Annotated in this window: 23 protein-coding genes; 11 read left to right on the top strand and 12 right to left on the bottom strand. The window is 67.3% G+C overall.

Features of this window, described 5'->3' with window-relative positions:
* Nucleotides 1–25: 25 nt before the first annotated feature.
* The 5 genes from ACFOYW_RS00950 to ACFOYW_RS00930 form a co-directional block, all read right to left on the bottom strand.
* Nucleotides 26–367 (bottom strand): YciI family protein, encoded by a 342-nt coding sequence (locus ACFOYW_RS00950; RefSeq protein WP_390226691.1) that lies wholly within the window; start codon nucleotides 365–367, stop codon nucleotides 26–28.
* Between the two features lie 148 nt (nucleotides 368–515).
* Complete coding sequence (locus ACFOYW_RS00945) at nucleotides 516–1,631, bottom strand: substrate-binding domain-containing protein (RefSeq protein ID WP_390226690.1); 1,116 nt, start codon at nucleotides 1,629–1,631, stop codon at nucleotides 516–518.
* Between the two features lie 66 nt (nucleotides 1,632–1,697).
* The gene (gene mmsB, locus ACFOYW_RS00940; RefSeq protein ID WP_390226689.1) at nucleotides 1,698–2,999 is read right to left on the bottom strand and encodes a multiple monosaccharide ABC transporter permease; all 1,302 of its coding nucleotides are present in this window, start codon (nucleotides 2,997–2,999) and stop codon (nucleotides 1,698–1,700) included.
* A 48-nt stretch (nucleotides 3,000–3,047) separates the two neighbouring features.
* Nucleotides 3,048–4,559, bottom strand: a complete 1,512-nt coding sequence (gene mmsA, locus ACFOYW_RS00935) for a multiple monosaccharide ABC transporter ATP-binding protein (protein WP_390226688.1) — start codon at nucleotides 4,557–4,559, stop codon at nucleotides 3,048–3,050.
* A gap of 181 nt (nucleotides 4,560–4,740) precedes the next feature.
* Nucleotides 4,741–5,757, bottom strand: coding sequence for a LacI family DNA-binding transcriptional regulator (locus ACFOYW_RS00930; RefSeq protein ID WP_390226686.1), 1,017 nt, complete (start codon nucleotides 5,755–5,757; stop codon nucleotides 4,741–4,743).
* Between the two features lie 95 nt (nucleotides 5,758–5,852).
* Here ACFOYW_RS00930 and ACFOYW_RS00925 point away from each other — a divergent pair, with 95 nt between their 5' ends.
* The 4 genes from ACFOYW_RS00925 to ACFOYW_RS00910 are packed head-to-tail and all read left to right on the top strand — an operon-like array spanning nucleotide 5,853 to nucleotide 8,562.
* Nucleotides 5,853–6,140, top strand: a complete 288-nt coding sequence (locus ACFOYW_RS00925) for a DUF1905 domain-containing protein (RefSeq protein ID WP_390226684.1) — start codon at nucleotides 5,853–5,855, stop codon at nucleotides 6,138–6,140.
* A 46-nt stretch (nucleotides 6,141–6,186) separates the two neighbouring features.
* Complete coding sequence (locus ACFOYW_RS00920) at nucleotides 6,187–6,864, top strand: CHAD domain-containing protein (RefSeq protein WP_390226682.1); 678 nt, start codon at nucleotides 6,187–6,189, stop codon at nucleotides 6,862–6,864.
* 53 nt (nucleotides 6,865–6,917) lie between these two features.
* Nucleotides 6,918–7,772, top strand: coding sequence for a DUF929 family protein (locus tag ACFOYW_RS00915; RefSeq protein ID WP_390226681.1), 855 nt, complete (start codon nucleotides 6,918–6,920; stop codon nucleotides 7,770–7,772).
* Between the two features lie 49 nt (nucleotides 7,773–7,821).
* The gene (locus ACFOYW_RS00910; RefSeq protein ID WP_390226680.1) at nucleotides 7,822–8,562 is read left to right on the top strand and encodes a class I SAM-dependent methyltransferase; all 741 of its coding nucleotides are present in this window, start codon (nucleotides 7,822–7,824) and stop codon (nucleotides 8,560–8,562) included.
* On the opposite strand, the gene ACFOYW_RS00905 is transcribed toward ACFOYW_RS00910, so the two are convergent.
* Nucleotides 8,559–9,476, bottom strand: coding sequence for an SDR family oxidoreductase (locus tag ACFOYW_RS00905; RefSeq protein WP_390226679.1), 918 nt, complete (start codon nucleotides 9,474–9,476; stop codon nucleotides 8,559–8,561). The two genes, ACFOYW_RS00910 and ACFOYW_RS00905, sit on opposite strands and share 4 nt — an antisense overlap.
* 87 nt (nucleotides 9,477–9,563) lie before the next feature.
* On the opposite strand from ACFOYW_RS00905, the gene ACFOYW_RS00900 reads away from it, so the two are divergent.
* Nucleotides 9,564–10,241, top strand: a complete 678-nt coding sequence (locus ACFOYW_RS00900; protein ID WP_390226678.1) for a TetR/AcrR family transcriptional regulator — start codon at nucleotides 9,564–9,566, stop codon at nucleotides 10,239–10,241.
* A gap of 38 nt (nucleotides 10,242–10,279) precedes the next feature.
* Nucleotides 10,280–10,873, top strand: coding sequence for a DinB family protein (locus tag ACFOYW_RS00895; protein WP_390226677.1), 594 nt, complete (start codon nucleotides 10,280–10,282; stop codon nucleotides 10,871–10,873).
* Nucleotides 10,874–10,879: 6 nt separating this feature from the next.
* Here ACFOYW_RS00895 and ACFOYW_RS00890 read toward each other — a convergent pair whose 3' ends face one another.
* Nucleotides 10,880–11,626 carry a CPBP family intramembrane glutamic endopeptidase gene (locus ACFOYW_RS00890; RefSeq protein WP_390226675.1) on the bottom strand — a complete coding sequence of 249 codons (747 nt, stop codon included), beginning with the start codon at nucleotides 11,624–11,626 and terminating at the stop codon, nucleotides 10,880–10,882.
* 169 nt (nucleotides 11,627–11,795) lie between these two features.
* Between ACFOYW_RS00890 and ACFOYW_RS00885 the strand changes: the two genes are divergently transcribed.
* The 3 genes from ACFOYW_RS00885 (at nucleotide 11,796) to ACFOYW_RS00875 (ending at nucleotide 16,464) form a co-directional block, all read left to right on the top strand.
* Complete coding sequence (locus tag ACFOYW_RS00885; protein WP_390226673.1) at nucleotides 11,796–13,598, top strand: ABC transporter family substrate-binding protein; 1,803 nt, start codon at nucleotides 11,796–11,798, stop codon at nucleotides 13,596–13,598.
* Nucleotides 13,599–13,801: 203 nt separating this feature from the next.
* Nucleotides 13,802–15,331 (top strand): ABC transporter permease, encoded by a 1,530-nt coding sequence (locus ACFOYW_RS00880; protein WP_390226672.1) that lies wholly within the window; start codon nucleotides 13,802–13,804, stop codon nucleotides 15,329–15,331.
* The gene (locus ACFOYW_RS00875; protein ID WP_390226670.1) at nucleotides 15,331–16,464 is read left to right on the top strand and encodes an ABC transporter permease; all 1,134 of its coding nucleotides are present in this window, start codon (nucleotides 15,331–15,333) and stop codon (nucleotides 16,462–16,464) included. The genes ACFOYW_RS00880 and ACFOYW_RS00875 overlap by 1 nt, the downstream gene beginning before the upstream one ends.
* A 35-nt stretch (nucleotides 16,465–16,499) precedes the next feature.
* On the opposite strand, the gene ACFOYW_RS00870 is transcribed toward ACFOYW_RS00875, so the two are convergent.
* Nucleotides 16,500–17,111 (bottom strand): PH domain-containing protein, encoded by a 612-nt coding sequence (locus tag ACFOYW_RS00870; RefSeq protein WP_390226668.1) that lies wholly within the window; start codon nucleotides 17,109–17,111, stop codon nucleotides 16,500–16,502.
* A 44-nt stretch (nucleotides 17,112–17,155) separates the two neighbouring features.
* On the opposite strand from ACFOYW_RS00870, the gene ACFOYW_RS00865 reads away from it, so the two are divergent.
* Both ACFOYW_RS00865 and typA read left to right on the top strand, forming a co-directional pair.
* Nucleotides 17,156–18,844, top strand: coding sequence for a dipeptide ABC transporter ATP-binding protein (locus ACFOYW_RS00865; RefSeq protein ID WP_390226667.1), 1,689 nt, complete (start codon nucleotides 17,156–17,158; stop codon nucleotides 18,842–18,844).
* A gap of 295 nt (nucleotides 18,845–19,139) precedes the next feature.
* The gene (typA, locus tag ACFOYW_RS00860; protein WP_390226666.1) at nucleotides 19,140–21,059 is read left to right on the top strand and encodes a translational GTPase TypA; all 1,920 of its coding nucleotides are present in this window, start codon (nucleotides 19,140–19,142) and stop codon (nucleotides 21,057–21,059) included.
* A gap of 86 nt (nucleotides 21,060–21,145) precedes the next feature.
* On the opposite strand, the gene ACFOYW_RS00855 is transcribed toward typA, so the two are convergent.
* The 4 genes from ACFOYW_RS00855 to efeU all read right to left on the bottom strand — a co-directional run bounded on the left by ACFOYW_RS00855 (nucleotide 21,146) and on the right by efeU (nucleotide 25,915).
* Nucleotides 21,146–21,640 carry a hypothetical protein gene (locus ACFOYW_RS00855; protein WP_390226665.1) on the bottom strand — a complete coding sequence of 165 codons (495 nt, stop codon included), beginning with the start codon at nucleotides 21,638–21,640 and terminating at the stop codon, nucleotides 21,146–21,148.
* 141 nt (nucleotides 21,641–21,781) lie between these two features.
* On the bottom strand, nucleotides 21,782–23,071 hold the full coding sequence (locus ACFOYW_RS00850) for a Dyp-type peroxidase (RefSeq protein WP_390226664.1): 1,290 nt from the start codon (nucleotides 23,069–23,071) through the stop codon (nucleotides 21,782–21,784).
* A complete protein-coding gene (gene efeO, locus ACFOYW_RS00845) occupies nucleotides 23,068–24,318 on the bottom strand; it encodes an iron uptake system protein EfeO (protein ID WP_390226662.1) in 1,251 nt (416 codons plus the stop codon). Before efeO ends, ACFOYW_RS00850 begins: the two co-directional genes overlap by 4 nt.
* Nucleotides 24,305–25,915, bottom strand: coding sequence for an iron uptake transporter permease EfeU (gene efeU / locus ACFOYW_RS00840; protein ID WP_390226661.1), 1,611 nt, complete (start codon nucleotides 25,913–25,915; stop codon nucleotides 24,305–24,307). Before efeU ends, efeO begins: the two co-directional genes overlap by 14 nt.
* Between the last annotated feature and the right edge of the window lie 28 nt (nucleotides 25,916–25,943).

Raw genomic sequence — 25,943 nt, 5'->3', positions numbered from 1 at the left:
ACGGCGCCGGCGCGCCAGGCATCCGTCACGCCAGCGGGTCGTATTGGAACGCTCGTACTTCTTGTGCGCAGCGGCACGCGGTCGCGATCTTCGCGGCCCAGCGCAGGGCGTCATCGCGCGACGGGACGTCCACGACGGTCATGCCGCCCGTGAATTCCTTCGTCTGCGGGTAGGTGTCGTCGGTCAGCGTGCCGTCGCCGGCGACCATGACGGGCGCCACCTCCTCATCGATTCCGCCACCGAAGACGTACACCCCGGCCGCCTTGATCTCCGCGAGGACGGCGTGCGCGGCATCCGCGACGGCGGGCAGCTCTTCCGGGGCGACGTCCATCGCCGGTCCCGGGAACGAGATCAGGTACTTCGTCATACGGGTGAGCACATCAGTGCGCAGCGGCGGCGTCAACCGCGTCGAGAAGGCGCGACCGGTGCATCGCACCGCGCGCCCCGCGCCCACGGGAACGGCCCCGGGTGCCGAAGCACGCCGGGGCCGTTCGATGACGCGAAGAGCGATGAGCCTACTGGCCGGCGGTCGCCAGCTTCTCGAGGGTCGGGTCGTTCTTGTACGCCGCGACAGCGTTGTCCTTGGTGACGAGGACCGGGGTCAGCTCGACGGCCGGGACGGTGATGGTGCCGTTGTAGTTGTTCGTCTTGTCGTTGACGGTCTTGGGCTTGCCACCCTTGCTCAGCGTCGACACGAGGTCCACCGCGGCGTTCGCCTCGAGCGTGGTGTCCTTGTAGATCGTCGAGTACTGGGTGCCGTTCATGATCAGCGGGATCGAGTCGGTCTCCGAGTCCTGACCGGTCACGACCGGGTTGGCCAGACCAGCGGACTTCGTGGCCTGCAGGATGGCGCGGGCCAGGGTGTCGTTGGGGGAGAGGACGCCGTCGAGCTTGGTGCCCTTGGCGTAGTTCGCGGTGATCAGGTCGGTCATGCGCTTCTGCGCGTTCTGGGCGAGCCAGCCCTGCGTGTTGACCTTCTGGAAGGTGGTCTGACCCGAGACGACCTTGAGGGTGCCGTCTGCGATCTTCGGCTTGAGCACGCTCATCGCGCCGTTGAAGAAGACCGTGGCGTTGGCGTCGTCGGGCGAGCCGGCGAACAGCTCGACGTTGTACGGGCCCGAGCCCTTCTCCTTCTTCAGGCCGTCGAGCAGGGCCTGGGCCTGCAGCTCACCGACGTGGAAGTTGTTGAACGCGACGTAGTAGTCGACGTTCTTAGTGTTGAGGATGTTGCGGTCCCACGCGATGACGGTGATGCCCTGCTTCTTGGCCTGGGCGACCTGGGTGCCGAGCTGCGAGCCGTCGGCCGCGCCGATGATGATCGCCTTCGCGCCCTTGGTGATCATCGAGTTGATCTCGGCCTGCTGGCTCGGGACCGGCGTGTTGTTGTCGGCGTACTGAATGTCGGCCTTGAAGCCGGCCTTGGTGATCGAGCTCTGGAAGTCCTGACCGGCCAGCACCCAGTTCTGGGAGGTCTTGGCCGGCAGGGCGACACCGATGAGCGAGCCCTTCGGAATGGACGTCGAGCTGCTGCTGCCCGAGCCGCTGGTGGTGCGGCCGGTCGAGCACCCGCTCAGCGCCAGTGCCGTGGCTGCTGCAACGGCGGCGATGCCGACGATGTACTTCTTGCGCATGTGAATTGCCTTTTCTCTTCTTCGAGGGAGCGGATGGTGTGGTCCGCCGGTGTTCTCCTGCGCGCTTTACGGCAGGGAGACTGTGGACTGGTCGTCGATGGTCTTCGGCTGCGGGGCGACGGGGGCCGCATCGCTCTCGGTCTTTCCGCGACCGATGCCGGCGCCGCGCATCATGCTGCCGATGAGCGACGGGCGGCCCTGGGTCTTCGAGTAGACGTCGAAGGCGACGGCGGCGAGCAGCACGAGTCCGCGGATGACCTGCTGCAGGTTCGACTCGACGCCGACGAGCTGCAAGCCGTTCGCGAGGAGCGCCATGACGAGGGCGCCGACGATCGAGCCCGCGACCGTTCCGATGCCACCGGAGACGGCGGCGCCACCGACGAAGACGGCCGCGATGGCGTCGAGCTCCCAGCCGGTGCCGTCGGCGGGGCCCGAGGCGCCGGCGTAGCCGACGTAGACCATGCCGGCGACGGCCGCGAGCAGCGACATGTTGGCCATCACGAAGAAGTTGACCTTGCGGATGTTCACGCCGGAGAGCGCCGCGGCATTGGCGTTTCCGCCGACCGCGTAGACCTGGCGGCCGAAGATGGTGTTCTTCGTGACGAAGCCGTAGACGATGGTGAGCACGCCCGCGATGATCGCGACGATCGGGAAGCTGGTGCCGGCCGAGCCCGCGGCGAACAGGTAGGTGCCGAACAGAGTGACGGCGACAAGGATGCCGGTGCGCACGATGCTCACCCAGAGGGGGATGACCTCGGCGCCCATCTTGCGACGACGGCTGCGCCCACGCGTCTCCATCCAGATCAGGGCGGCGATGGTCACGAGGCCGAGGATCAGCGTGCCGTTGCTGAAGCCCGTGTTCGGACCGAAGTCGGGGATGAAGCCGCCGCCGATCTGCTGGTAGCTCGAGGGCACGGCGACCGAGGTCGAGTTGCCGATGAGCTGGTTCGCGCCACGGAAGATGAGCTGCCCGGCGAGGGTCACGATGAAGGCCGGAACCCGCACGAAGGCGACCCAGAAGCCCTGCCACGCACCGACGAGGGCGCCGACGACGAGGCCGAGGATGATCGCCTCCCACCACGACCAGTGCCAGACTGACATGGCCTGCGCGACGATGATGCCGACGAAGGCGGCGACCGATCCGACGGACAGGTCGATGTGGCCCGCGATGATCACCATGACCATGCCGAGCGCCATGATCAGGATGTACGAGTACTGCTGGAAGACGTTGATGACGTTGGTCGGGTTCAGGGTGAGCGCGTGCGTCCAGATCTCGAAGATGACCACGATCGCGATCAACGCGATGATCATCCCGTACTGGCCGGCGTTGGCGCCGCGGCCGCCGAATAGCTGACGGAGGGGGTTCATTTAGATCAGTGCATCCTTGTTGATACGGGCCATGTCGCGCATGACGGTTCAGGCGGCGTGCTTGACGCTGGTCATGCTGCGCATGAGGGTCTCTGGGGTGGTCTCGGCCACGGGGAACTCATCGGTGATGGCCCCCTCGAAGATCGTGTAGATGCGATCCGAGATGCCGAGCAGTTCGGGCAGTTCCGAGGAGATCAGGATGACGCCCTTGCCCTGATCGGCGAGCTGCTGGATGATCCGGTAGATCTCGAACTTGGCTCCGACGTCGATGCCGCGGGTCGGCTCGTCGAGGATCAGCAGGTCGGGGTCGGTGAACATCCACTTGGAGAGGACGACCTTCTGCTGGTTGCCGCCCGAGAGCTTCGAGACGCCCTCTTCGACGGTCGGCACCTTGGTGCGCAGCATCTTGCGGTATTCCTCCGCGACGTCATGCTCCTGGATCGCGTCGACGACGCCGCCCCTGGAGATCTTCTGCAGGTCGGCCGAGACGGTCGAGCGCTTGACGGAGTCGAGCAGGTTGAGCCCGAGCGCCTTCCGGTCCTCGCTCACGTACCCGATACCGTTGGCGATCGCCTGGCGCACGTTGGTGACCTTGATCTCGCGGCCGTCCTTGAAGATCTGGCCGCCGAGCCAGGTCCCGTAGCTGCGGCCGAAGAGGCTCATGGCGAGCTCGGTGCGGCCGGCGCCCATGAGGCCGGCGAAGCCGACGATCTCGCCGCGGCGCACGGTGAAGTTCTCGCCCTTGCACACGAGGCGGGACGAGTCGAGCGGATGCTGAACCGTCCAGTCCCGCACCTCGAAGAACACCTCGCCGATGTGGGGCGTGCGGTCGGGGAAGCGGCTCTCGAGCGAGCGGCCCACCATGCCGCGGATGATGCGGTCCTCGTCGACGCCGGTGTGCACGTCGAGGGTCTCGATCGTGCGGCCGTCGCGGATGATCGTGATGTCGTCGGCCACCTGCTCGATCTCGTTGAGCTTGTGGCTGATCATGATCGACGTGACGCCGCGCTCCTTGAGGCCGACGATCAGGCTGAGCAGGTGCTGCGAGTCGTTCTCGTTGAGGGCCGCCGTGGGCTCGTCGAGGATGAGCAGCTTGACGTTCTTGTGCAGCGCCTTCGCGATCTCGACGAGCTGCTGCTTGCCGACGCCGATGTTCTTGATCTGTGTGTCGGGGTCGTCGTCGAGGCCGACACGGGCGAGCAGCTCGCGGGCGCGGAGCTGAGCGTCGGTCCAGTCGATGACGCCGCGCTTGCTGATCTCGCTGCCGAGGAACAGGTTCTCGGTGATCGAGAGCTCGGGGATGAGCGCGAGCTCCTGGTGGATGATGACGATGCCGGCTTCCTCGGACTGCTTGATGTTCGAGAACTGCACAACCTCGCCCTGGTAGACGATGTCGCCGGTGTAGGAGCCGAACGGGTACACGCCCGACAGAACCTTCATCAGCGTCGACTTGCCCGCTCCGTTCTCGCCGCAGATCGCGTGGATCTCGCCGGCCCGAACGGTGATGCTGACGTCGGACAGTGCCTTGACGCCTGGGAACTCCTTGGTGATGGAGCGCATCTCCAAGATGGTGTGATTGCTCACCTTTTGCTTCACTCCTCGTCGGTGCATCCAAGACGAGGGGGTGCTGTGCGACTCCGTCGTCAGGGAAGGGGCGGCCGCATGTGAACGATCACATTGCGGGCCGGAGCAGATGTTACGCCGATGTATCCGGGTCTTGTCAAACCGGACGCGCCGTGTGTCACCGAGCTGAGTGGGCGGGACCGCTCGAGTCGCGGGCGATGAGACGCGGTTCGACATCGACCGTCGTGTCGTCGCGCCCGTAGAGCAGCATCTGCACGCATCGCCGGCCGAGCTCGGCGAAGTCCAGCCGCACCGTCGTCAGCGGAGGCCAGAAATGCTGGGCCGCGGGGATGTCGTCGAAGCCCACGACGCTGATGTCCTGGGGCACCCGCAGGTGCAGCGAGTGGGCGGCGTGCAGGACTCCGAGCGCCATCTCGTCGTTCGAGCAGAAGAACGCCGTGGCGTCGTTTCCCATCATGAGCTGGCGACCGGCCCAGTAGCCGAACTCGGCTGTCCAGTCGCCCTGGATCGGCGGGAGCGTGGGGAGGTCGCGGTCGGAGAGCTCGAGCAGGTACCCCTGCATGCGAGCATCCGCTTCGATCCAGTCCCGCGGCCCGGCCAGGTGCCGGATGTACTGATGTCCGAGGTCCGCGAGGTGCCCCGTCGCCGCGCGGGCGCCCGCTGCCTGATCGACCCAGAGGGCGTGGGGGTCGCCGTCGAGTCCGGAACGCAGCGTCACCATCGGCGGCAGCTGATCGATACGCGCGAGCGTGTCGAACACGCGCTGCTGCGGGGCGATGATGACGAGCCCCTCGATGTCCTGATCGGTGAGCCAGTCGACCGCTGAGACGATCGACTGCTCGTCCGTCTCGGCCACGTGCGCGGTGTTGACGTAGAAGCCTTCTTTGACCGCCGCCGCCTCGATGGCTTGAATCGTGAGCGCGGGCCCGTAGGTCGCGCGGATCGATGCCAGCACGCCGATGGTCCGCGAACGACTCGTCTTGAGCGCCCGGGCCGCCCGGTTCGGCCGGTAGTGCAGCTGCTCCATTGCGGCGACCACGCGATCGCGGGTCTCGGGCCGCAGCGCGTCCGAGTTGTTGATCACGCGCGACACCGTCTGGTACGAGACTCCCGCCAGCCGCGCCACGTCCCGCATGTTCGGGGCCCGCGTGCGGGGGGACTCGGGGGAGCTCATCGTGTTGCCTCACTGGGATGTGGTCGTTCACATCACCGCCGATCATTATGCACGTGAGGCAATAGGCGAAGCTTTGGAGCGCATACCCTAACCGCATGGAGCTCCGCTTCCGCGGTGAGTTGATCTACTGGCGTGGTCCCGCGCCGTTCACGTTCGTGCGCATTCCGCGGGCGGAGAGTGATGACATCGCTGAGGTCGCCGCGATGGTCACGTACGGCTGGGGCGCCATCCCGGTCAACGCGCGCATCGGAGCGACGGATTTCTACACGGCGCTCTTCCCGAAAGACGGCGTCTACCTGCTGCCCGTGCGGGTTGCGGTGCGTCGCGCCGAGTCCATTGAGCTGGGCGACGAGGTCGACGTCGAGCTGACCCTCGGGCGCTAGCGTTGCGGCCCTATCGCGGGAGGGGCGGTGCGACGAGACTCGACCTATGGGCGAAGACTCCTCCGAAGGATCGTCGGTCGAGAGCTGGTTGCGCGACACGATCGACACGCTGATCGGCCTGGGCACGGCGGTGCGGCGCAATGAGGCGGATGCCGTGCACAAGGCGCGTACGGCGACCAGGCGGCTGCGCGTCGTGCTCGATCTGGTGCCGGGCGAGGCGGCGAGCCACGCGCGAACGGAGCTGAAGCGATACGGCCGGCTGCTCGGCACGGCGCGCGACTTCGAGGTGCGCGCCGAGCTCGCCCAGGGGCTGCTCGACGCGGTCGGGGACAGCGATGAGACGGATGCCGCGCACCGTCGCCTCATCGAGGGTGTCCGCGGCGAATACGCCGCGGCCCATGCGACGGTCATGGAGTACCTCGACGGCCCGCACTATCAGGGATTGATCGAGCGCCTCGAAGAGGTGCGCTCGGGCACCGCGGGGCTCGATGAGCTCGCGGTGCAGCACGAGGCACGCAAGCATGCGCGGGCGATGCGCTACCTCGCGGAGGCCCTCGGTGACGAGCAGACGGCAGTGATCGGAGCCGGTCTGCAGGACGCGTTCGGCGAGCAGCGCGACTACACGCTTCTCGCACGCTCGCTCGAGGGCGACGACGACGCGTCGGTCGCGCGGATTCGCGAGGTCGCAGGGGAGCGCGGCCGCGCCATGCCAGGCGGTCACTGAGCCGAGCGGCGTCCCGGCACCGCCCGGGTCCGGACCCCCGGCATACTGTTCGAGTGGCTCGAACCGCACGTGTGTCCTCCCGTCGGCGCATTCTTCTGCAGATCATCGTGGGCGTGGTCGTGCTCGTCGTGGCCGTCGCGGTCGCGATCGGAGTGAGTCTCGGCACGCGGTCGACGACGAATTCGGCGCACTCGGCGACCCCGGCGGCTCCGACCACGGCCGCGAGCGACGTGATCGGCAAGGTGACAGGTGTGCCGGCATCCGTCTTCGATGCGGTCGGTCCCGGCACTGCACAGGCCGCGCCGAGCAAGATCGACGCACCCGCGCTGACCCAGAACGGCAAGCCGCTCATCACCTATATCGGCGGTGAATTCTGCCCGTATTGCGCCGCGGAACGCTGGCCTCTCGCTGTCGCACTGTCGCGCTTCGGCACCTTGAGCGGCCTCGGCGAGGCGACATCGGCGCCGTCACCCGAGGTCTACCCGTCGACGTCGACGCTCAGCTTCCACGGGGCCACGCTGACGAGCGACTACCTCGCGCTCGACGCGAAGGAGATCTTCGACGAGCAGCACAATCCGCTCGACAAGCTGACGACGTCCGAGAACGCCCTGCTCACGAAGTACGACGCTCCGCCGTATACGCAGAGCACGGGGTCGATTCCCTTCGTCGACATCGGCGGCGCGTGGGTGCTCTCCGGTGCGCAATACGACCCTGGTGTGCTCAAGGGCCTGAGTCAGGCGCAGATCGCCGCCGACCTGGCCGACCCCGGTTCCGCCGTCGCGAAGAGCGTGATCGGGACCGCGAATGTGCTCACAGTCGGCCTCTGCCAGCAGACGGCGGGGAAGCCGGCGACGGTGTGCCAGTCCGCGGGAGTGAAGGCGGCGGCGGCCGCGATGGGCGTGAAATGACGCGGAGTCCACGTGGTGAGCGTGCGTCGTGTCCAGTAACGTCGTTGCCGTGCCTGACGACATAGACGGCTATCACAGAGCCCGAATCGCCGCGCTGTATGACCCGCTCGAAGGTGAGCGCACTGACCTTGAGGTCTACGTCGACATCGTGCACGAGTTCGGGGCGCGACGGGTGCTCGACGTCGGTTGCGGCACGGGAACCTTCGCGCTGATGCTCGTGAACAAAGGCATCCGCGTCACCGGCGTCGATCCCGACGAAGACGCGATCGGCGTCGCGCGGCACAAGCCCGACGCCGATGCCGTCGAGTGGATCGTCAGCGACGCGGCCGGGCTGCCTCCCACGGGCGCCGCGATGGTGACCATGACGGCGAACGTCGCCCAGTGCTTCGTGACCGACGAGGAGTGGGCCGCCGCACTCGACGGAATCCGGAATGCACTGCTTCCCGGCGGCTACCTGGTGTTCGAGTCGCGCCGGCCCGAAGCGCGCGCCTGGGATGAGTGGACGCCCGAGAACACTGCCGTCGAGGGCGACATCGACGATATCGGTCACGTCGAGATCTGGCAGGAGGTGCTCGACGTCACCGGCCGGCTCGTCGCCTTCCGCACCTCGTATCAGTTCGAGGACACGCTCGTCGGCGTCGATACGACGCTGCGCTGGCGTACGGAGGAGGAGCTGCGCGTCTCGCTCGCGATCGCCGGTTTCGAGACGATCGATGTTCGCGACGCCCCCGACAGGCCAGGGCGCGAGTTCGTCTTCATCGCACGCCTTGCGGAGGAGGCGGACTACTAGGCCGGGACCCGCGTACCGGTGAGTTCCTCGGCCACCGTCCAGAGGTGATCGGCGACCGCCATCGATCGCGCCGAGCGCGGCATGCCGGCACGGTGCGTCGGACCGACGAGCCCGTAGCGGCTCGGGCCGTAGTAGGCGCCTTGCTCGGCGGACGGCGAGGTGGCTGCGAACAGCAGCGGCTCGGTGCCGCTCTCGACGCCCTGCGATGGCAGCAGGGTGCGGCGGATGGGCTGCAGCTGAGCGTCATCGCCTCGGCCGAGGTTGCGCCCCGCGGTCTGCAGGTTCGTGCGGGTGTACCCCGGGTGCGCGATCGTGCTGAGCAGGTCCCAGCCGTGTGAGACCGCGAGGGCCGCGAGTTGGCGCCCGAGCAGCAGGTCGGCGAGTTTCGATTGGGCGTAGGCGCGCTGGGGCGAGAAGCGACGCCGGGTCCAGTTGAGGTCGTCGAACGCGATCTTTCCGAAGTTGGCGGTGCCGCTCGACATGGTCGCCACGCGCGCCCCCGGGGTCGTGAGCAGCGCGGGAAGAAGCAGGGTGGTGAGGGCGAACGGGCCGAGGAAGTTCGTGCCGAACTGCAGTTCGAACCCGTCGGCCGTCGCGTAGCGCTCGGGCGGCACCATGACGCCCGCGTTGTTGATGAGGGTGTGCAGCGGCTTGCCGTCGGAGGTGACGGATGCGGCGAACTCGCGCACCGACGAGAGGTCGGCGAGGTCGAGCCGCCTCACCTCGATCGTGGCCTTCGGCGCTTCGGCGAGGATCGCCGCCTTGGCCTCTTCGCCCTTTGCGGGTGTGCGGACCGCGATGATCACGTCGGCGCCGGCATGGGCGAGGCGTCTCGCGGCCTCGCGCCCGGTGCCGCTGTTGGATCCGGTGACGATGAAGCGTTTGCCCCGCTGGGGTGGAACGTCGTAGTACATGGAGAGCTCCTCAGGGAGATAATAAGACCGGTGGTCTGTTTTGCTTCACCGTAACAGACCGATGGTCTGTTAGGCAATGGAGGGGCGATGACAACGGCATTCGCGCGGGCGCGCAGCGAGGAACAGCGAGATGCGCGGCGAGCCGCGATCCTCAGCGCGGCTGACGAGCTGCTTCGTGCCGGAACTCGCGTCGGCGCACTGAGTCTCAACGGGCTCGCGCGGCACGTGGGCCTCGCCAAGTCGAACGTGCTGCGGTATTTCGAGACCCGCGAGGCCGTGCTGCTCGCCCTGCTCGACCGCGAGTACGGCGAGTGGCTCGATGCTCTCGAGATGGCACTCGCCGGCGCAGACGCCGCGCCGGCGGTGGAGGTGGTCGCTGATGCCGTCGCGCGTACGGCGGCGCAGCGGCCGGTGCTCGCCGAGCTAGTCGCGAACTCCGCGACGGTGCTCGAGCACAACGTCTCCGCCGAAGTCGCCGCCGACTACAAGCGCAGTGCGTACGCGCAGTCGATCCGGCTCGTCCAGCTGATCGAGGATCACGTCGGCGAGCTGCCCCACCCGAGCAGGATCGCACTGGCCGCGACGGTGAACCTCGTGGTTGGCGGAGCATGGAGCATGTGCCGCCCGTCACCGGGCATGGCCGAGGCGTATGAGAAGTACCCCGAGCTCAGCGCCATGCGCCTCGACTACCGCGTCTCCGTCCGGGAGCTGACCGCGGCGGTGCTCACCGGCCTGCTGGTGCGCCCGGCATCGGACCGCGCCTGACGCTGTCGAATGTCGGATGCCTGCCCTAGCGTGTCGGCATGGGCGAGGCGGGCGAGAAGCAGACGTTGAAGCGCTACCTGCAGCGTCAGCGCGACGCGTTGATGTGGAAGGTCGAGGGGCTCAGCGAGCGGCAGGTGCGGTGGCCGGTCACGCCGACCGGAACGAATCTGCTAGGGCTCGTGAAGCACGTGGCGGGTATCGAGTACGGCTACTTCGGCGAGGTCTTCGGGCGCCCAGCGGAAGACCCGATGCTGGCCGACATCGACAGCCTCTCCGACAACGATGACTTCTGGGCACGCGCCGACGAGTCCCTCGACGACGTGGTGGCCTTCTATGGGCGCGCGTGGGTGCACGCCGACGCGACGATCGATGCGCTTTCGCTCGCCGACACGGGCACGGTGCCGTGGTGGCCCGAGGCGCGCAGGCATCCGTCGCTGCATACGGTGCTCGTGCACCACATTCAGGAGCTCGCTCGCCACGCCGGCCACGCCGACATCATCCGCGAGCTCACCGACGGGCGAGTAGGCGTTGGGCCGACGCTGTCGAACATGGCCGAGTTCGACTCGTCGTCATGGGCCGACTACCGCGCGAAGCTGCAGGGCATCGCCGAATCGTTTCCGGAACGCGGGTGAGAGCGATCACTTGAAGATGCTGGGCCAGAGGGCGACCGCGAGGGGGTAGCCGACGAACGAGACCACGTCGAGCAGGGTGTGTGCCACCACGAGTGGCGCGGTGCGCCCCCACTTCGAGTACACCCAGCCGAACACGACACCCATGACGGCGTTGCCGAAGAACGGGCCGATGCCTTGGTACAGGTGGTAGGAGCCGCGCAGCAGCGCTGACGCGATGATGATGGGCCACCGACCCCACCCGATCCGCTCGAGCCGGTCGAAGAGATACCCGACGACGATCACTTCTTCCTGCAGTGCGGCGCGGACCGCCGAGAGCACGAGCACGGGCACTGTCCACCAATAGGTGTCGAGGGGCGACGCCTGCACCTGCAGGGTGATGCCCAGTACCCGGCCGAGCGCGTAGAACGCGAGCCCCGGCACACCGATGCACGCGGCGAGCACCAGGCCACCACCGGCATCGCGTAACGGCCTGCGCCAGGTCAGCCCGATCCGGTCGAAAGCGCTCACAGCCGGCTGCCAGAGCAGATACAGCGCAAGTGCGACGGGGAAGAGGTCGAAGAACACCCCGAGGAGCTGGTAGATCAGGTCGAGCCACGGCACTGCTGACTGGGAGCTGTTGAGCGCCGCGGACTGCTCGGCGAGCGGCTTTCCCGAGGCAAAATCCGCGATCAGGTCCACGATTGCGTAGATCGCGGATGCTCCGAGCGAGAGGCCCAGAACGATGCCGATTTCCCACCACAGCCGACGCTTCACGTGGGGAACCCTCGTCTCATCAGGCGAACTCTTGGCTCGTTACACGCATGTAACGGTTTCGATCTCAGTTTGGACCGCGCAACTGCGCGTGCCTATCTTGCTTTCTATCAAGAGCGCTGGAGTCCACTAGACATACCCATGCGCCTGCACCATTCCTACAGGAGGAAAATTGAAGATCAAGCGGATCGGAGTTGTGGCTGCGGCCGCAGCTGCGGCGACCGCGCTGGCGCTCACTGGCTGCACTTCGACCTCACCGAAGAGCGAGATCAAAGAGAGCACCAGTGTCACCATCGCCCAGAACGGCCCCGTCAGCTCGTTGAACCAGCTGGTTGCCAACCAGTACAGCACCTACAACGGCAACCCGGCCGCGCTGTTCAACGCGTCGTTCACGTACTTCAACAACCAGCAGCAGCTGGTGGACAACACCAAGTTCGGGACGTACAAGGAGGTCTCGACCAACCCGCTGACGATCCAGTACCACATCAACAAGGGCGTTGACTGGAGCGATGGCGACCCGGTGAACGCGGCCGACATCCTCCTGCAGTGGGCCTCGAGCATCTCGAAGTACAACGACCCCAAGGGCAAGGTCAACTTCGGCTCCGTCAACGCCGGCAGCGGGCTTGACAACATCACCGCGGTGCCGACCGTCTCCGACAACGGCCAGACGGTGACCGCGGTCTTCTCGAAGCCGTACGTCGACTGGAAGCAGGCTCTGCTCAGCCCGGCGCTGCCCGCTCACGTCGTCTACCAGGAGGCGTTCCCGACCAAGAACACCTCGAACTCCGACGCTGACGCCGCTGTCATCAAGGCGATCCAGGGCGACGACCAGACGACGCTTGCGGGTCTCGCCGGCGCCTGGTCGACCAAGTGGAACGTCGCCAGCATGCCGAGCGACAAGAAGCTGCTCGTCGTCGACGGCGCGTACCAGATCACGGACTTCGTCAAGAACCAGTACGTGACCCTGGCGCTGCGCAGCGGTTACAAGGCCGGCCCTGGAAACCCCAGCGTCGACAAGATCACCATCCGCTTCATCAGCGACCCGACCGCTCAGGTTCAGGCGCTGCAGAACGGCGAGGTCAACATCATCTCGGGCCAGGCCACGACTGACACGCTCTCGGCCCTCAAGCAGGTCAAGAACGTCAAGATCTCCAACTCGCCTGAGGCGAGCTACGAGCACGTCGACCTCGTCGTCAACAACAAGGGCCCGTTCTCGCCGGCCACCTACGGCGGCGGCACGGCTGGCACCCAGAAGGCCCAGCTCGTGCGCGAGGCCTACCTGAAGGCACTGCCCCGTCAGGAGATCGTCGACAAGCTGATCAAGCCGCTCAACCCGAGCGCGACGCTCGACGACTCGCAGATGTTCCTGCCGGGCTCTGCCGGCTACAACCAGTCGGTCGCCAACAACGGCTCGTCCGCCTACTCGAAGGTCGACATCTCGGCCGCCAAGCAGCTGCTGCAGCAGGCCGGCGTGAGCGCCCCGACGGTGCGCTTCGCCTACCCGAGCGACAACCCCCGCCGCGTCTCCGAGTTCCAGCTCATCCAGGCGTCGGAGGCCCAGGCCGGGTTCAAGGTCGTCGGTGCGCCGAAGTCCACCACGGACTTCTTCAACGACCTGCCGACCACCAACTGGTACGACACCTCGATCTTCGCGTGGCAGTACACCAGCCTCGCGCTGACCGGCAACCAGGCTGCGTTCCAGACGGGTGGCGCGTCGAACTACAACGGCTACTCGAACAAGTCGGTTGACGCCGACTGGCAGAAGCTCGAGACCAGCACCGGCTCGGCCGCTGACAACAACGCGCTGCTCGCAGCGATCGACAAGCAGGTGTGGAGCGACGCATACGGCGCCACCCTGTTCCAGTTCCCCGACGTCACCGCGTGGTCGTCGAACATCAGCGGCGTCTCGGACAACCCCCTGACCCCGAACGTGTTCTGGAACTACTTCAACTGGAAGGTCGGAAAGAAGTCCTAACCAGCCATCACCCTCGGCTTCCGAGCTGAGATAAGCATCACGGCGTAGGGCGCCGGCGCGATCAGTCGCGGCGGCGCCCTACGTGCTGGTGGTACAAGGCCGCCCCAGCGATCGCTAATAAACGGTCCGTGTAGATTTGGCCTGCATGGCTGCGCGTCACCGCTGCGAGCCCGGTGCGCCACCCCAGAAAGGCCTAAATTCGTATGCTGGCGTTCCTCACCAGGAGATTCATCGCCTCTGTCATCGTTCTGCTCATCGCGTCGTACATCGTCTACGTGCTGACCTGCTTCTCGGGCAACCCCCTCGCAGATCTTGAGCAGAGCACCGCACGCAACAAGGCTGCGCTGATCGCGCAGCGCGTGCACCTGCTGAACCTCGACGTGAATCCGTTCCTGCGGTACTTCATCTGGTTCCGCGGCATCCTCGACGGCTTCGTCGGGCACTTCACCCTCGGTTACTCGAACCAGGGCCAGAAGGTCACGACCGAGCTCGGCAGCGCAATGGGTGCGACGCTGCAGCTCGTGCTCACCGCGACCGTGGTCGCGATCATCATCGGCGTGACGATCGGTATCGCCACGGCACTGCGCCAGTACTCGGCGTTCGACTACACGACGACGTTCCTGTCGTTCCTCTTCTTCTCGCTGCCCATCTTCTGGCTCGCCGTGATGCTCAAGCAGTACGTCGGCATCGGCTTCAACAACTTCCTCGCCGACCCGGTGATCAGTCCGATCGTCATCGTGATCCTCGCGCTGGTCTCCGGCATCGTCTGGCTCGGCATCATCGGCGGCAACCGGCGGCGTCGCCTCACGGTGTTCGTCGTGGCCGCCGTCGTCACCGCAGGCATCCTGCTGTACATGTCCTTGACCAAGTGGTTCAACGACCCGGGCCTCGGAATCGGCATCGTGCTCGTGCTTTCCCTCGGAACGGCCGTGCTCGTCACCATGCTGACCGCCGGGCTCGACAACCGGCGCGCGCTGTACTCCTCGCTCTCCGCGGCAGTGCTCGGCGGCATCCTCTATTACCCGCTGCAGTACCTCTTCCCCTACATGAGCCTCTGGCTGATCGCCGTGCTCGCGATCGTCACGATCGCCGTCGGCGTCGTCATCGGCTACCTGTGGGGCGGCCACGACCGCGCGGTATCGGCGCGAGGCACGGCCATCACCGCGTTCATCACCGCGGCGATCATCGTGCTCGACCGCTTCATGCAGACCTGGAACGTCTACGCGACGAGCGATTACGTGAACGGCCGCCCGATCGCCACGATCGGTTCGGTCACTCCCGACCTGCAGGGCGACTTCTGGGTGACCGGGCTCGACCACTTCAGCCACCTGCTGCTGCCGACGCTCGCGCTGATGCTCGCCTCGCTGGCCAGCTACAGCCGGTATTCCCGCGCGAGCATGCTCGAGGTGATGAACCAGGACTACATCCGCACCGCTCGCGCCAAGGGCATCACCGAGCGCTCGGTGGTCATGCGTCACGCGTTCCGCAACGCGCTGATCCCCGTCGTCACCATCATCACGCTCGACTTCGGCGCCCTGATCAGCGGCGCGGTCGTCACCGAACAGGTGTTCAGCTACCAGGGCATGGGACAGCTGTTCCAGAACGCGCTGAACATCGTCGACGTCAACACCGTGATGGGCGTCGTGCTCGTGTCGGGTATCGCGATCATCATCTTCAACGCGCTCGCCGACGTGATCTACTCCGCCCTCGACCCCCGAATCCGAGTTTCGTAATGTCAGATCCGAATCGTCCAGAACGCACGCCCAACCCCGACCTCCCTCTCGGCGGCGACCGCCTCGCCGAAGAGATCTACACCGAGGTCGAGACCGACCGAGCCGAACACTCGGGAGCAGAGCGCGTCGAGAACGCCATCGAGCTCAAAGAGGTCGAGGGCCTCAGCCAGACCCGCATCGTCTTCAAGCGCTTCGTGCGACACAAGGGCGCCATGATCGCGCTGTGCGTGCTCATCTTCGTGGTGCTGCTCTCGTACACCTCCGTCGGCATCGACGCGCTCGGCATCCACATCCACGGCTGGTGGAAGTACAACTGGACCGAGATCAACCCGATCGAGCGGAACACGCATCCGTCGCTGCGCCTGTGGCCGTTCCGATGGGGCGACCACCCCTTCGGTCAGGACGAGGTCGGCCGCGACGTGTTCGCCGAGGTGATGCGCGGCATCCAGCAGTCGATCATGATCATCCTCGTGATCGGCCTCGTGTCGACCGTGATCGGGTCTCTGCTCGGTGCGGTCGCCGGTTACTTCGGCGGCTGGGTCGACTCGCTCGTCATGCGCTTCACCGACCTGTTCCTCGTGGTGCCGATCATCCTGCTGGCCGCCATCGTGGGGCACAAGGCATCCAACTCGGGTTCGTTCGTGCTCGCCCTGCTGCTCGGCGTGCTGCTGTGGACGACGCTCGCCCGACTTGTGCGCGGCGAGGTGCTGGCCCTGCGCGAGCGCGAGTTCGTCGACGCGGCACGCGTTGCAGGCGCATCCAGCTTCCGCATCATGTTCAAGCACATCGTTCCGAACGCAGCGGGCGTCATCATCGTCTCGGGCACCCTGACGATGTCCGCGGCGATCCTGCTCGAGGCTGCGCTCAGTTACCTCGGCCTCGGCGTGCAGGAGCCCGACGTCTCGCTCGGTAGCCTCATGAACCTCTACCAGAACGCGTTCCAGACGCGCCCCTGGCTGTTCTGGTGGACCGGTATCTTCATCGTCATCATCGCGCTCACCATCAACTTCATCGGCGACGGCCTGCGCGACGCCTTCGACCCGCGTCAGCGGCGCATGCTCAGCCGCAAGGCCAAGGATGCGCGGGCGGCTGCTCGCGAGAAGCCGGCCGAGCCTGCAGGTGAGGCCGCGTGATGAGCGCGGCCCGCGGTCAGGCGCGCTCCGTCGTCTCAGAACGACTGCGCGGCGACGCTCGCGAGCACCAGCGCCCCGAGCACGATCAGCTCGACACGATGCCAATGCGTGGTGACGCCGGTACCCTCCAGCGGAGCGGCGGTGAGCGCGCCCGCGTCGCGCAGGCGCTCCCACTGGCGCCGCACGTGCAGCGCCGCGAGGCCCGAGTCGGAACTGGGTATATCGCCGAGACGCACGCTGTTGCCGGGGCCGTACGTGCTCTCGGGCAGGTGGCCGAGCTCGGCCTTCGCCGCGCGCATGCCGGCGAATCGGCTCGGAGCGGGCGCCGCCCAGGCGCTCAGACGCCCGGCCGGAGTGTCGAGCGTGAGCGTGTACTTCGTGTCGACGTCGCGGATCGCGGCCCACGACACGTCACGGCTGCGGGCGATGTTCCGCAGCACGACGCCGGCCGTGCCGATGCGCACGGCCGGCGACCAGAACAGCATCCAGCAGAGGTAGCCGGCGAGCAGGAAGAGCGGCAGGTAGCGCAGCGCGCCGAACCCGTCGCCCTGCACGAACAGCGCGATGCAACAGACCACCACCACGGCCCACACGAGGCACGTGATGACGATGCCGAACCGGGGACGCAGGACGACCGACTCGTTCACCGCTCCATCGTGACACACGGCATTCAGTTGAAAGGACGACTCCAGTGACGATCCCCGCGACGACCGCGCACGCGGCGCAGACGCCGGTGCTCAAGATCGAGAACCTGGGCGTGGATTTCTGGGTGGACGGAACCTGGTACCCCGCCGCCATCGACATGAACTACGAGGTGGCGCCGGGTGAGGTGCTCGCCATTGTGGGTGAGTCCGGCTCCGGCAAGAGCTCGAGTTCGATGGCACTGCTCGGTCTCCTGCCACCGAACGGCCGGGTGAACGGCACCATCCGCTTCGACGGCCGCGACATCAGCAACATCTCGGGCGCCCAGCTGCGACGGATGCGTGGCGAGGACATGGCCGTCATCTTCCAGGAGCCGATGACGGCGCTGAACCCCGTGTTCACCATCGGTGCGCAGATCATCGAGTCGCTCCGCGTGCACCGCGGGCTCACCCCGACCGAGGCGCGCGCCCGGGCCATCGAGCTGCTCGAGCTCGTCGAGATGCCCACGCCCGAGATCACGGTCGACAAGTACCCGCACCAGCTCTCGGGTGGCCAGCGTCAGCGCGCCATGATCGCCATGGCGATCTCGTGCGACCCGAAGCTTCTCATCGCCGACGAGCCCACCACGGCGCTCGACGTCACCGTGCAGGCCGAGATCCTTGATCTTCTGCGCAATCTGCGTGACAAGCTGTCGAGCGCCATCGTGCTGATCACCCACGACATGGGTGTCGTCGCCGACCTCGCCGACAAGATCATCGTCATGAAGGACGGCCGGATCGTCGAGGCCGGTGAGATCGTCGAGGTCTTCCGGGCTCCCAAGCATCCGTACACCCAGCAGCTGCTCGCCGCGGTGCCCAAGCTCAGCCTCGAGCCCGCGACCGAGGTCGCGGTCGAGCCGAGCAGTGCCGCAACGGTGCTCAGCTTCGACGACGTCGTGATCGAATACCCGAAGCGCGGGCGGATTCCCGCATTCCGGGCGGTCGACGGGGTGAGCTTCGACATCAAGGCCGGCGAGGTCGTTGGACTCGTCGGTGAGTCGGGGTCGGGCAAGAGCACGATCGGCCGGGCGTCGATCGGCCTGCTGGGCGTCCACTCCGGTGCGCTCAAGATCAACGGGTCCGACATCGCGACGATGCCTGAGCGCGAACTGCGCAAGATCCGCCGGACCACGGGCATCGTGTTCCAGGATCCGGGCTCCTCGCTCAACCCGCGTCTGCCGATCGGCGAGTCGATCGGTGAGCCGATCAAGCTCGCCGGGCTCGCGAAGGGCCGGGATCTCGACCGTCGCGTCGAGGGCCTGCTCGATGAGGTCGAGCTGCCGCGCTCGTTCCGCAACCGCTTCCCGCACGAGCTGTCCGGTGGCCAGCGTCAGCGCGTCGGCATCGCGCGTGCGCTCGCTCTGCGCCCGCCGCTGCTGATCGCGGACGAGCCGACCTCGGCGCTCGATGTGTCGGTGCAGGCGCGCTTCCTCGACCTGCTGCAGGAGCTGCAGCAGGAGCTCAAGTTCGCGTGCCTCTTCATCACGCACGACCTCGCCGTCGTCGACGTGCTCGCTCACCGCATTCTCGTGATGCACCGCGGCAAGCTGGTCGAGCAGGGCGCCAAGGAGCAGGTGCTGCGCAACCCGCAGGACCCGTACACGAAGCGCCTCATCTCGGCCGTGCCGCTGCCTGACCCGCTGCTGCAGCGCGAGCGGCGCGAGGCTCGCGCGGAGGTGTTAGCGGCTGGCGCTCAATAGCGAGAGCCCGGTGGGCTCTCGCGCGCCAGCCGCCGAGCGGGCTGTGCTCGCGAGGGCGCTCAATAGCGAGAGCCCGGTGGGCTCTCGCGCGCCAGCCGCCGAGCGGGCTGTGCTCGCGAGGGCGCTCAATAGCGAGAGCCCGGTGGGCTCTCGCGCGCCAGCCGCCGAGCGGGCTGTGCTCGCGAGGGCGCTGCTGAGTAACTGCACGTAGACTAAGAGGGCGGCCCCGGTGCCGCCCTCTTTCGCGCACACGGACGCCGCGCCAATTCATACCTTCGAAGGACTTCGTACACCCATGGCCACTGCCCTCCGCACCGACTTGCGCAACGTCGCGATCGTGGCTCACGTCGACCACGGCAAGACCACCCTCGTCGACGCGATGCTGAAGCAGACCAACTCCTTCGGTGAGCACGCGCACGTCGAGGAACGTGCGATGGACTCGAACGAGCTGGAGCGCGAAAAGGGCATCACGATCCTCGCGAAGAACACGGCGATCGTGTACAACGGCGAGCACGCCGTCGACCACAACCCCGCCGGCCCGATCACGATCAACGTGATCGACACTCCGGGTCACGCCGACTTCGGCGGCGAGGTCGAGCGCGGGCTTTCGATGGTCGACGGCGTCGTGCTGCTGGTCGACGCGTCCGAGGGGCCCCTGCCGCAGACCCGCTTCGTGCTGCGCAAGGCGCTCGAGGCGAAGCTGCCGGTGATCCTCGCGGTGAACAAGACCGACCGCCCCGACGCGCGCATCGACGAGGTGGTCGCCGAGGCACAGGACCTGCTGCTCGGCCTCGCATCCGATCTCACCGACACCGTCCCCGATCTCGATGTCGACGCGCTGCTCGACGTGCCGGTCGTCTACGCGAGCGGCAAGGCCGGCCGCGCGTCGCGCAACCAGCCGGGCGACGGCGAGCTGCCCGACAGCGAGAACCTCGAGCCGCTGTTCGAGGCGATTCTGCAGCACGTGCCCGCTCCCACGTATGACGACGAGGCGCCGCTGCAGGCCTGGGTGACGAACCTCGACGCGTCGCCGTTCCTCGGCCGCCTCGCGCTGCTGCGCGTTTTCTCGGGTGAGATCTCCAAGGGCCAGCAGGTCACCCGCGTGCACCACGACGGCACGACGTCGAACGCCCGCATCACCGAGCTGCTGCTGACCAAGGCGCTCGATCGATTTCCGGCGCAGTCGGCGAGTGCGGGCGACATCGTCGCCGTCGCCGGCATCGAGGACATCATGATCGGTGAGACGCTCGCCGACCCCGACGACGTGCGCCCGCTGCCCGCGATCCACGTCGACGAGCCGGCCATCTCGATGACCGTCGGCATCAACACCTCGCCGCTCATGGGCAAGGTCAAGGGTCACAAGCTGACCGCCCGCATGGTGAAGGACCGTCTCGACCGCGAGCTCGTCGGCAACGTGTCGCTGCGCGTTCTCGACATCGGCAAGCCCGACGCGTGGGAGGTGCAGGGGCGCGGCGAGCTCGCGCTGGCGATCCTCGTCGAGCAGATGCGCCGCGAGGGCTTCGAGCTCACCGTCGGCAAGCCGCAGGTGGTCACGCGCACGGTCGACGGCAAGGTGCACGAGCCGTACGAGCACGTCACGATCGACATTCCTGAGGAGTACCTCGGCGCGATCACCCAGCTGCTCGCCGCACGCAAGGGCCGCATGGAGGGCATGTCGAACCACGGCACCGGCTGGGTGCGCATGGAGTTCATCGTGCCGTCGCGCGGACTGATCGGCTTCCGCACCGAGTTCCTCACCACCACCCGCGGCACCGGCATCTCGAATGCGATCTCGCACGGCTACGACGAGTGGGCGGGCTCCATCGTCACCCGCAACAACGGCTCGATCGTGGCCGACCGCCAGGGCGTCGTCACGGCGTACGCGATCATCGGCCTGCAGGAGCGCATGAGCTTCTTCGTGAACCCGACCGAAGAGGTCTACGAGGGCATGGTCGTCGGCGAGAATTCGCGTGCCGATGACATGGATGTGAACATCACGCGTGAGAAGAAGCTCACCAACATGCGCACGTCGACGGCCGACAACTTCGAGGCCATGACGCCGTCGCGCCAGCTGACGCTCGAGGAGTGCCTCGAGTTCGCCCGCGAGGACGAGTGCGTCGAGGTCACGCCCGAGAAGGTGCGCATCCGCAAGGTCGAGCTCGACGCGACGGCCCGCGGCCGTGCGGCGGCCCGCATGAAGCGTCAGGACGCGTAACAGCGCGGCGCCTCACCAGCCCGACCGACTCTGGCGGGTCCGCCGTGGGCGGCCCCGGCCGGTTCCGGTAGGTCTGCTCGCTGTCGTCAGGGCAGCAGGTGGGTCACGAACGAGCCGAGCTGAAGCATCTGGCTGATCCCGAAGACGAGGTTCGCAGCCGAGGCCAACCCGATCACCAGCCCGACGATCGCGACAGCGCGCCCGTTGGCGCCGCGGCGCCGCAACCGGTTCGCGCGGCTGATGCCGATGGCGCTGAGCGCAAGGCTCACGAGAACGGTGAGGCAGAGGAGTGGCCACACGAAGCTCGCGAGGCCCGTCGCGATGCCGAGCACACCGAAGATCCAGTTGAGCTTGCCCGCCGTGGGCAGCGGCGCGGTCGCGCTGGCAGGGCGGTGCGTCGGCACGCCGGGCCGCGTGAGCGCGGTGGGGGAGTAGCCGACAGCGGATGCCCGGACCGCAGCCGTTCGGGGCGGCTGCGCGGCGGCAACCGCGGGCGCCCGGCCGTCACCGGCCGTGCCCGCGTCGAAGCGCGGTGGCACCAGCAGCCCGCTGTCATCGACGGCATACTCCGGCTCAGTCACGCCAGTGAGCGTACGCGCCAGGCATCCGCTCGCACACGCCCCAAACCGGGCGACGCGATTGCGCTGCTCGGACCCGCGACGCGCTGCTCAGACGCGGGCAGCGGGTGCCGGATCCGGGCAGCGCACCCGCGACACAGCTCGCTACGCGAACATCGCCTCGGCGATGTAATGCCCGGCGGCGGGCGCGGGCGGCACGAAGAAGATTCCCGAGCCGATGTGCGAGATGTACTCATTCAGCCGGTCTGACGAGCCGAGCTTGGTCTGCAGCGCCTCGAAGTGAGCCGGATCGTTCTGGTACGAGATGAACAGCAGTCCCGCGTCGAGCAGGCCGTACTGATTGAGTCCGTCGGTGTAGTTGTAACTCCGTCGCAGGATCTTGACCCCGCCGTTGTTCTCGTGCGCGGCGAGCGCGATGTGCGCGGTCGGCGAGATCTTGGTGCTGCCGTCGGACGCCGTCGCGTGGAAGTTCGGCGTCGTGAACTCGGTCCCGCCCGAGAGGGGAGCCCCGGCCTGCTTGTCGCGGCCGAACACCGTGTTCTGGTCGCTGATGCGGTCCGCGTCCCAGTTCTCGATGTTCATCTGGATCTTTCGCACGACCTGGTAGCTGCCGCCCTGAGTCCAGGCGGGGCCCGAGTCCTTTACCCAGACGAACTTGTCGAAGTCCGTCTCTTCCTTGATGTTGCGGGTGCCGTCCTTGTACCCCATGAGGTTGCGCGGCGTCGCCTGGTCCTTTCCGGCGGACGCGCGACCGAAGCCCATCACGGTCCATCGGGTGGCCGCGGTGCCCTTGGCCATGCGCGCTAGGTCGCGGATGGCGTGATAGGCCACCTGCGGGTCGTCGGCGCAGGCCTGCAGAGACAGGTCGCCGCCAGTGAGTGCCGGCGTCATCGCGTCGGACGGCAGGGTGGCGAGCGCACGCATGAGAGTCGGCTTCTGCTTCGCGAGGCCGTACGAGGCGTCGGTGAACAATCGCGGCCCGAGGCCCACCGTCACGGTGAGGCCGGCGGGGGCGAGCCCGAGGGCCTCGCCGGTGTCGACGCCCACCGCATCCGTTCGGTTCGGCTCGACCTGGCCGATCGTCTTGCCCTGCATGACCTGGGCGATTGCGCCCGACCAGCGGGCGAGCAGCACCTGGAGGTCGCTCGCGAGCGGCGACGACAGATCGAACGTCATGTAGACGCAGTAGCGCTGCGGCTCGGTACGGATGCCTGCCTGCTCGGCGGTGCCGTAGAACGGGTGCGCCACCGACAGGTCGACGACGTCGCCATCGTCGGTCGCGGGCGCCGTGGAGCCCGTGCCCATACCGGCAGCGAACGCGCCGCCGACACCTCCTGCCGCGCCGACGACGAGGCCGCCGGCCGCGGCCGCTCCGTAGAGCAGGCCGCGGCGGGTGAGGGCGTGGTTCTCGGCCTTCTTCGGGTCGTCGCTCAACCGGCTGTCGCCACCTTCTCGGCGATGGTCGACAGCGGCACCTGCAGGGCCTGGACGGCGTGGCTCAGCGTCGCCGCGTTCTGCTCGCGCAGCTGCGGGGTGTAGATCTTGAAGCCGCCGGGCTGGCTCGGGTCGCGGAAGGTGTTCAGCAGGTTGTTCACGTTGGTGAACTGGGTGTTGATCGTCGTGGTGAGCGCCGGGTCGATCTTCTTCATGCCGGGCTCGAGGAAGGCGAAGGCCTGCTGCGCGCCTTCGACGTTCGCCGCGAAGTCGATGAGGTCGTAGTGGCTGAACGCCTCTTCCTCGCCGGTGACCTTCTCGGTCTGGACCTCTTCGAGGAGGCCGGCGGCGCCGTTCGCGAGGTCCTCGGGCTTGTACGTGAGTGACTTCGAGAGGGTCGCGAGCTCTTCGACGTTCGAGGTGAGCTCGGCCGCGAGCGACTTCGTGCTCGGCGTGATCGCCTTCGCCTGGAACAGGTCGCGCTCGATGGCGTGGAACCCGTGCCAGCCGACGCTCGGGTCGAGGTTCGAGGCGCGCATGTCGATCAGATAGTCGAGGTTGCCCGCGTTGTCGGTGGCCTTGAAGCCGGGCTTCACGAAGCCGTCGACGTCGGACTCGATCTTCTCGTAGAAGGGGCGCGCGAGTGCGTACTTCGCCTGGGCCGTCTGCAGGCTGCCCGAGTCGACGGCGGCCTGCAGATTCTTCGTCGCGGTCACCATGTCGACGACGACGCCGTCGACATAGCTCGCGTAGCCAGTCGTGCCCTGACTGAGCACTGACTGCACGTCGCCGGCGGGCTGGGCCGCCGCCTTGCCGGTGACGGTGAAGTTCTGGATCTCTTTGTCGGCGCCCGGGCAGTACACCTGGTAGCTGCCGCCGCCGAGCGTCAGAGTGAAGGAGACGGGGGCGAGGCCCGGCGCGAGGTTCTCCTTCTCGCCGAGGATGCGGTTCTGGCTCTGCAGCTCGACCTCGGTGATCGCCGTCGAGCTCTGGTTCTCGACGGTGAATGTGACGGGGCCTGCCTTGGCGCTCGTGTCGCTGAGGGAGCACTTGTCACCGTTGTCGCCGGTGAGTGTCACTTTGACCTGGCTCGCGCCCTTGCTGACGGGGGCGGCCGAGCCGCTCGACGCACTGGTGGGCGACGTGCCGCCGCTTCCGCTCGCACCGCACGCGGTGAGGGCGATGGCGAGGGCTCCGGCGAGTCCAGCAGCGGCGACGAGTCGTCGCGCGGTGCTACTGCGCTGCATAGCTGTGGCTCCTTTGGGGTGTCGCCTGTGGCGACGTCGGGGGGTTGCGGGGGGAAGTCTCGGCACGCAGCTGCCGGCGGCGCGTGCGCAGGCCGGCGACGGCGAGGGCGGCGGCGATCACCAGCAGGGCGATGGGCACCTGGATGCCCCAGAGGGCGTGCTCGGTCCGTGCCTGGTCGATGGAGCCCACCGTGTCGGCCGCCTTCTGGGCGGATGCGCTGGCGACCTGCCAGCTCGGCAGGGCGAAGTTCACGTCGCTGACGGCGATGGTGCGCGGTGTGGTGAGGCCGCCGCCCGCGACGGTCACGGCGGTGACGGCCGTCTGCTGAGCGTCGAGCAGGACTCCGTCGCTCGTCCAGACGGTGAGCGAGCCGGCCATGGTCCACGTCGCGGTGTAAGGCCCGGGGTTCTGGCTCGCGTTGATGCCGACGGGAACCCGACCGCCGCTGAAGGAGATGAGCTGATCGAGTGTCACCGTCTTCGGGAAGGCGAGCCCGGACGTGGCGACCTCGACCGGAACGGTGCGCTTGGTGGCGCTGATGCCGTTGCGGTCGTCGGGGATGGAATGGGCACGGTCGAGTCGCACTGTCGTGTGCCGCCCGGCGAAGGTGTAGCTGAACTCGTTGCCGTGGAGTTCGGCTGTTCCGCCATCGGTCACCCCGGTGGTGCTTGCGTCGATCGTGACAGGGTGCGCCGCAGGCGCGACTGGTCGCGGGGCCGCGACGGCGAGCACGATGGCGGCTGCGGCAACGGCGCCGGCGAGCCAGAACTGCAAGCGGGCGACCTGCATGCCGCGGGCCCGGCGTGCGCGCGGCCAGTATACGAACAGGGCGACCGGGATGAGATAGCTGAGCCAGCCGACGACTTCGATGAGCCGCGGGTCCGCCGGAATGCCGAGCACTCCGGTGATGAGCGCGGCCTGAATCGAGCCGGGTGCCACGAGCCAGTTCAGGTTCAGCACTTGCTGCTGGCCGGCGATCAGCCAGCCTGCCTCGTGCGCGGTGCGCAGGGTGGTGAGCACGAGTCCTGCCGCCACAAGGATGAGGAAGGCCCCGGTCCAGCGGAAGAAGGTCGACAGGTTGAGCCTGACGCTGCCGGCGTAGATGCCGATGCCGATGCCGACGGCGGCGAGCACACCGATGACGGCACCTGTCACCGCGAGCGTCGCGTTCGTCGACGCGCTGAAGGTGGCGAGCAGGAACACGCTCGTCTCGAAGCCCTCTTTGAGGACCGCAAGGAAGGCCATGCCGGCCAGAGCGTACGCATGGCCCTCACGCAGGGCCGCGCCGGCCTCAGCCTCGAGCTCGCGCTTCATCTCGCGCGAGTGCGAGTTCATCCAGACGATCATGCCGGTCACGAAGACGACGGCGATGGCGCCGATGACGGATTCCATGCCCTCCTGGCCGGCCTGGGGCAGGTCTTCCTCGATCACGCGCAGCACGATGCCGACGGCGATGCTCAGTGCGACGGCAAGGCCCACGCCCACCCACATCGGCAGCAGCTTCTTGCCGTTGCTGCGCAGGAAGGCGGCGATGATGCCGACGATGAGCGCGGCTTCGAGGCCTTCGCGCAGGCCGATGATGAGGGTGGGGAGCACGGGATGCTTTCGGGAGAGCAGTGGATGT

The organism is Gryllotalpicola reticulitermitis (genome assembly GCF_042651345.1).
In the GTDB taxonomy this organism is placed as follows: domain Bacteria; phylum Actinomycetota; class Actinomycetes; order Actinomycetales; family Microbacteriaceae; genus Gryllotalpicola; species Gryllotalpicola reticulitermitis.
Note: the sequence above shows the minus strand (reverse complement) of the source record. Positions and strands in the feature narration are given on the sequence as shown.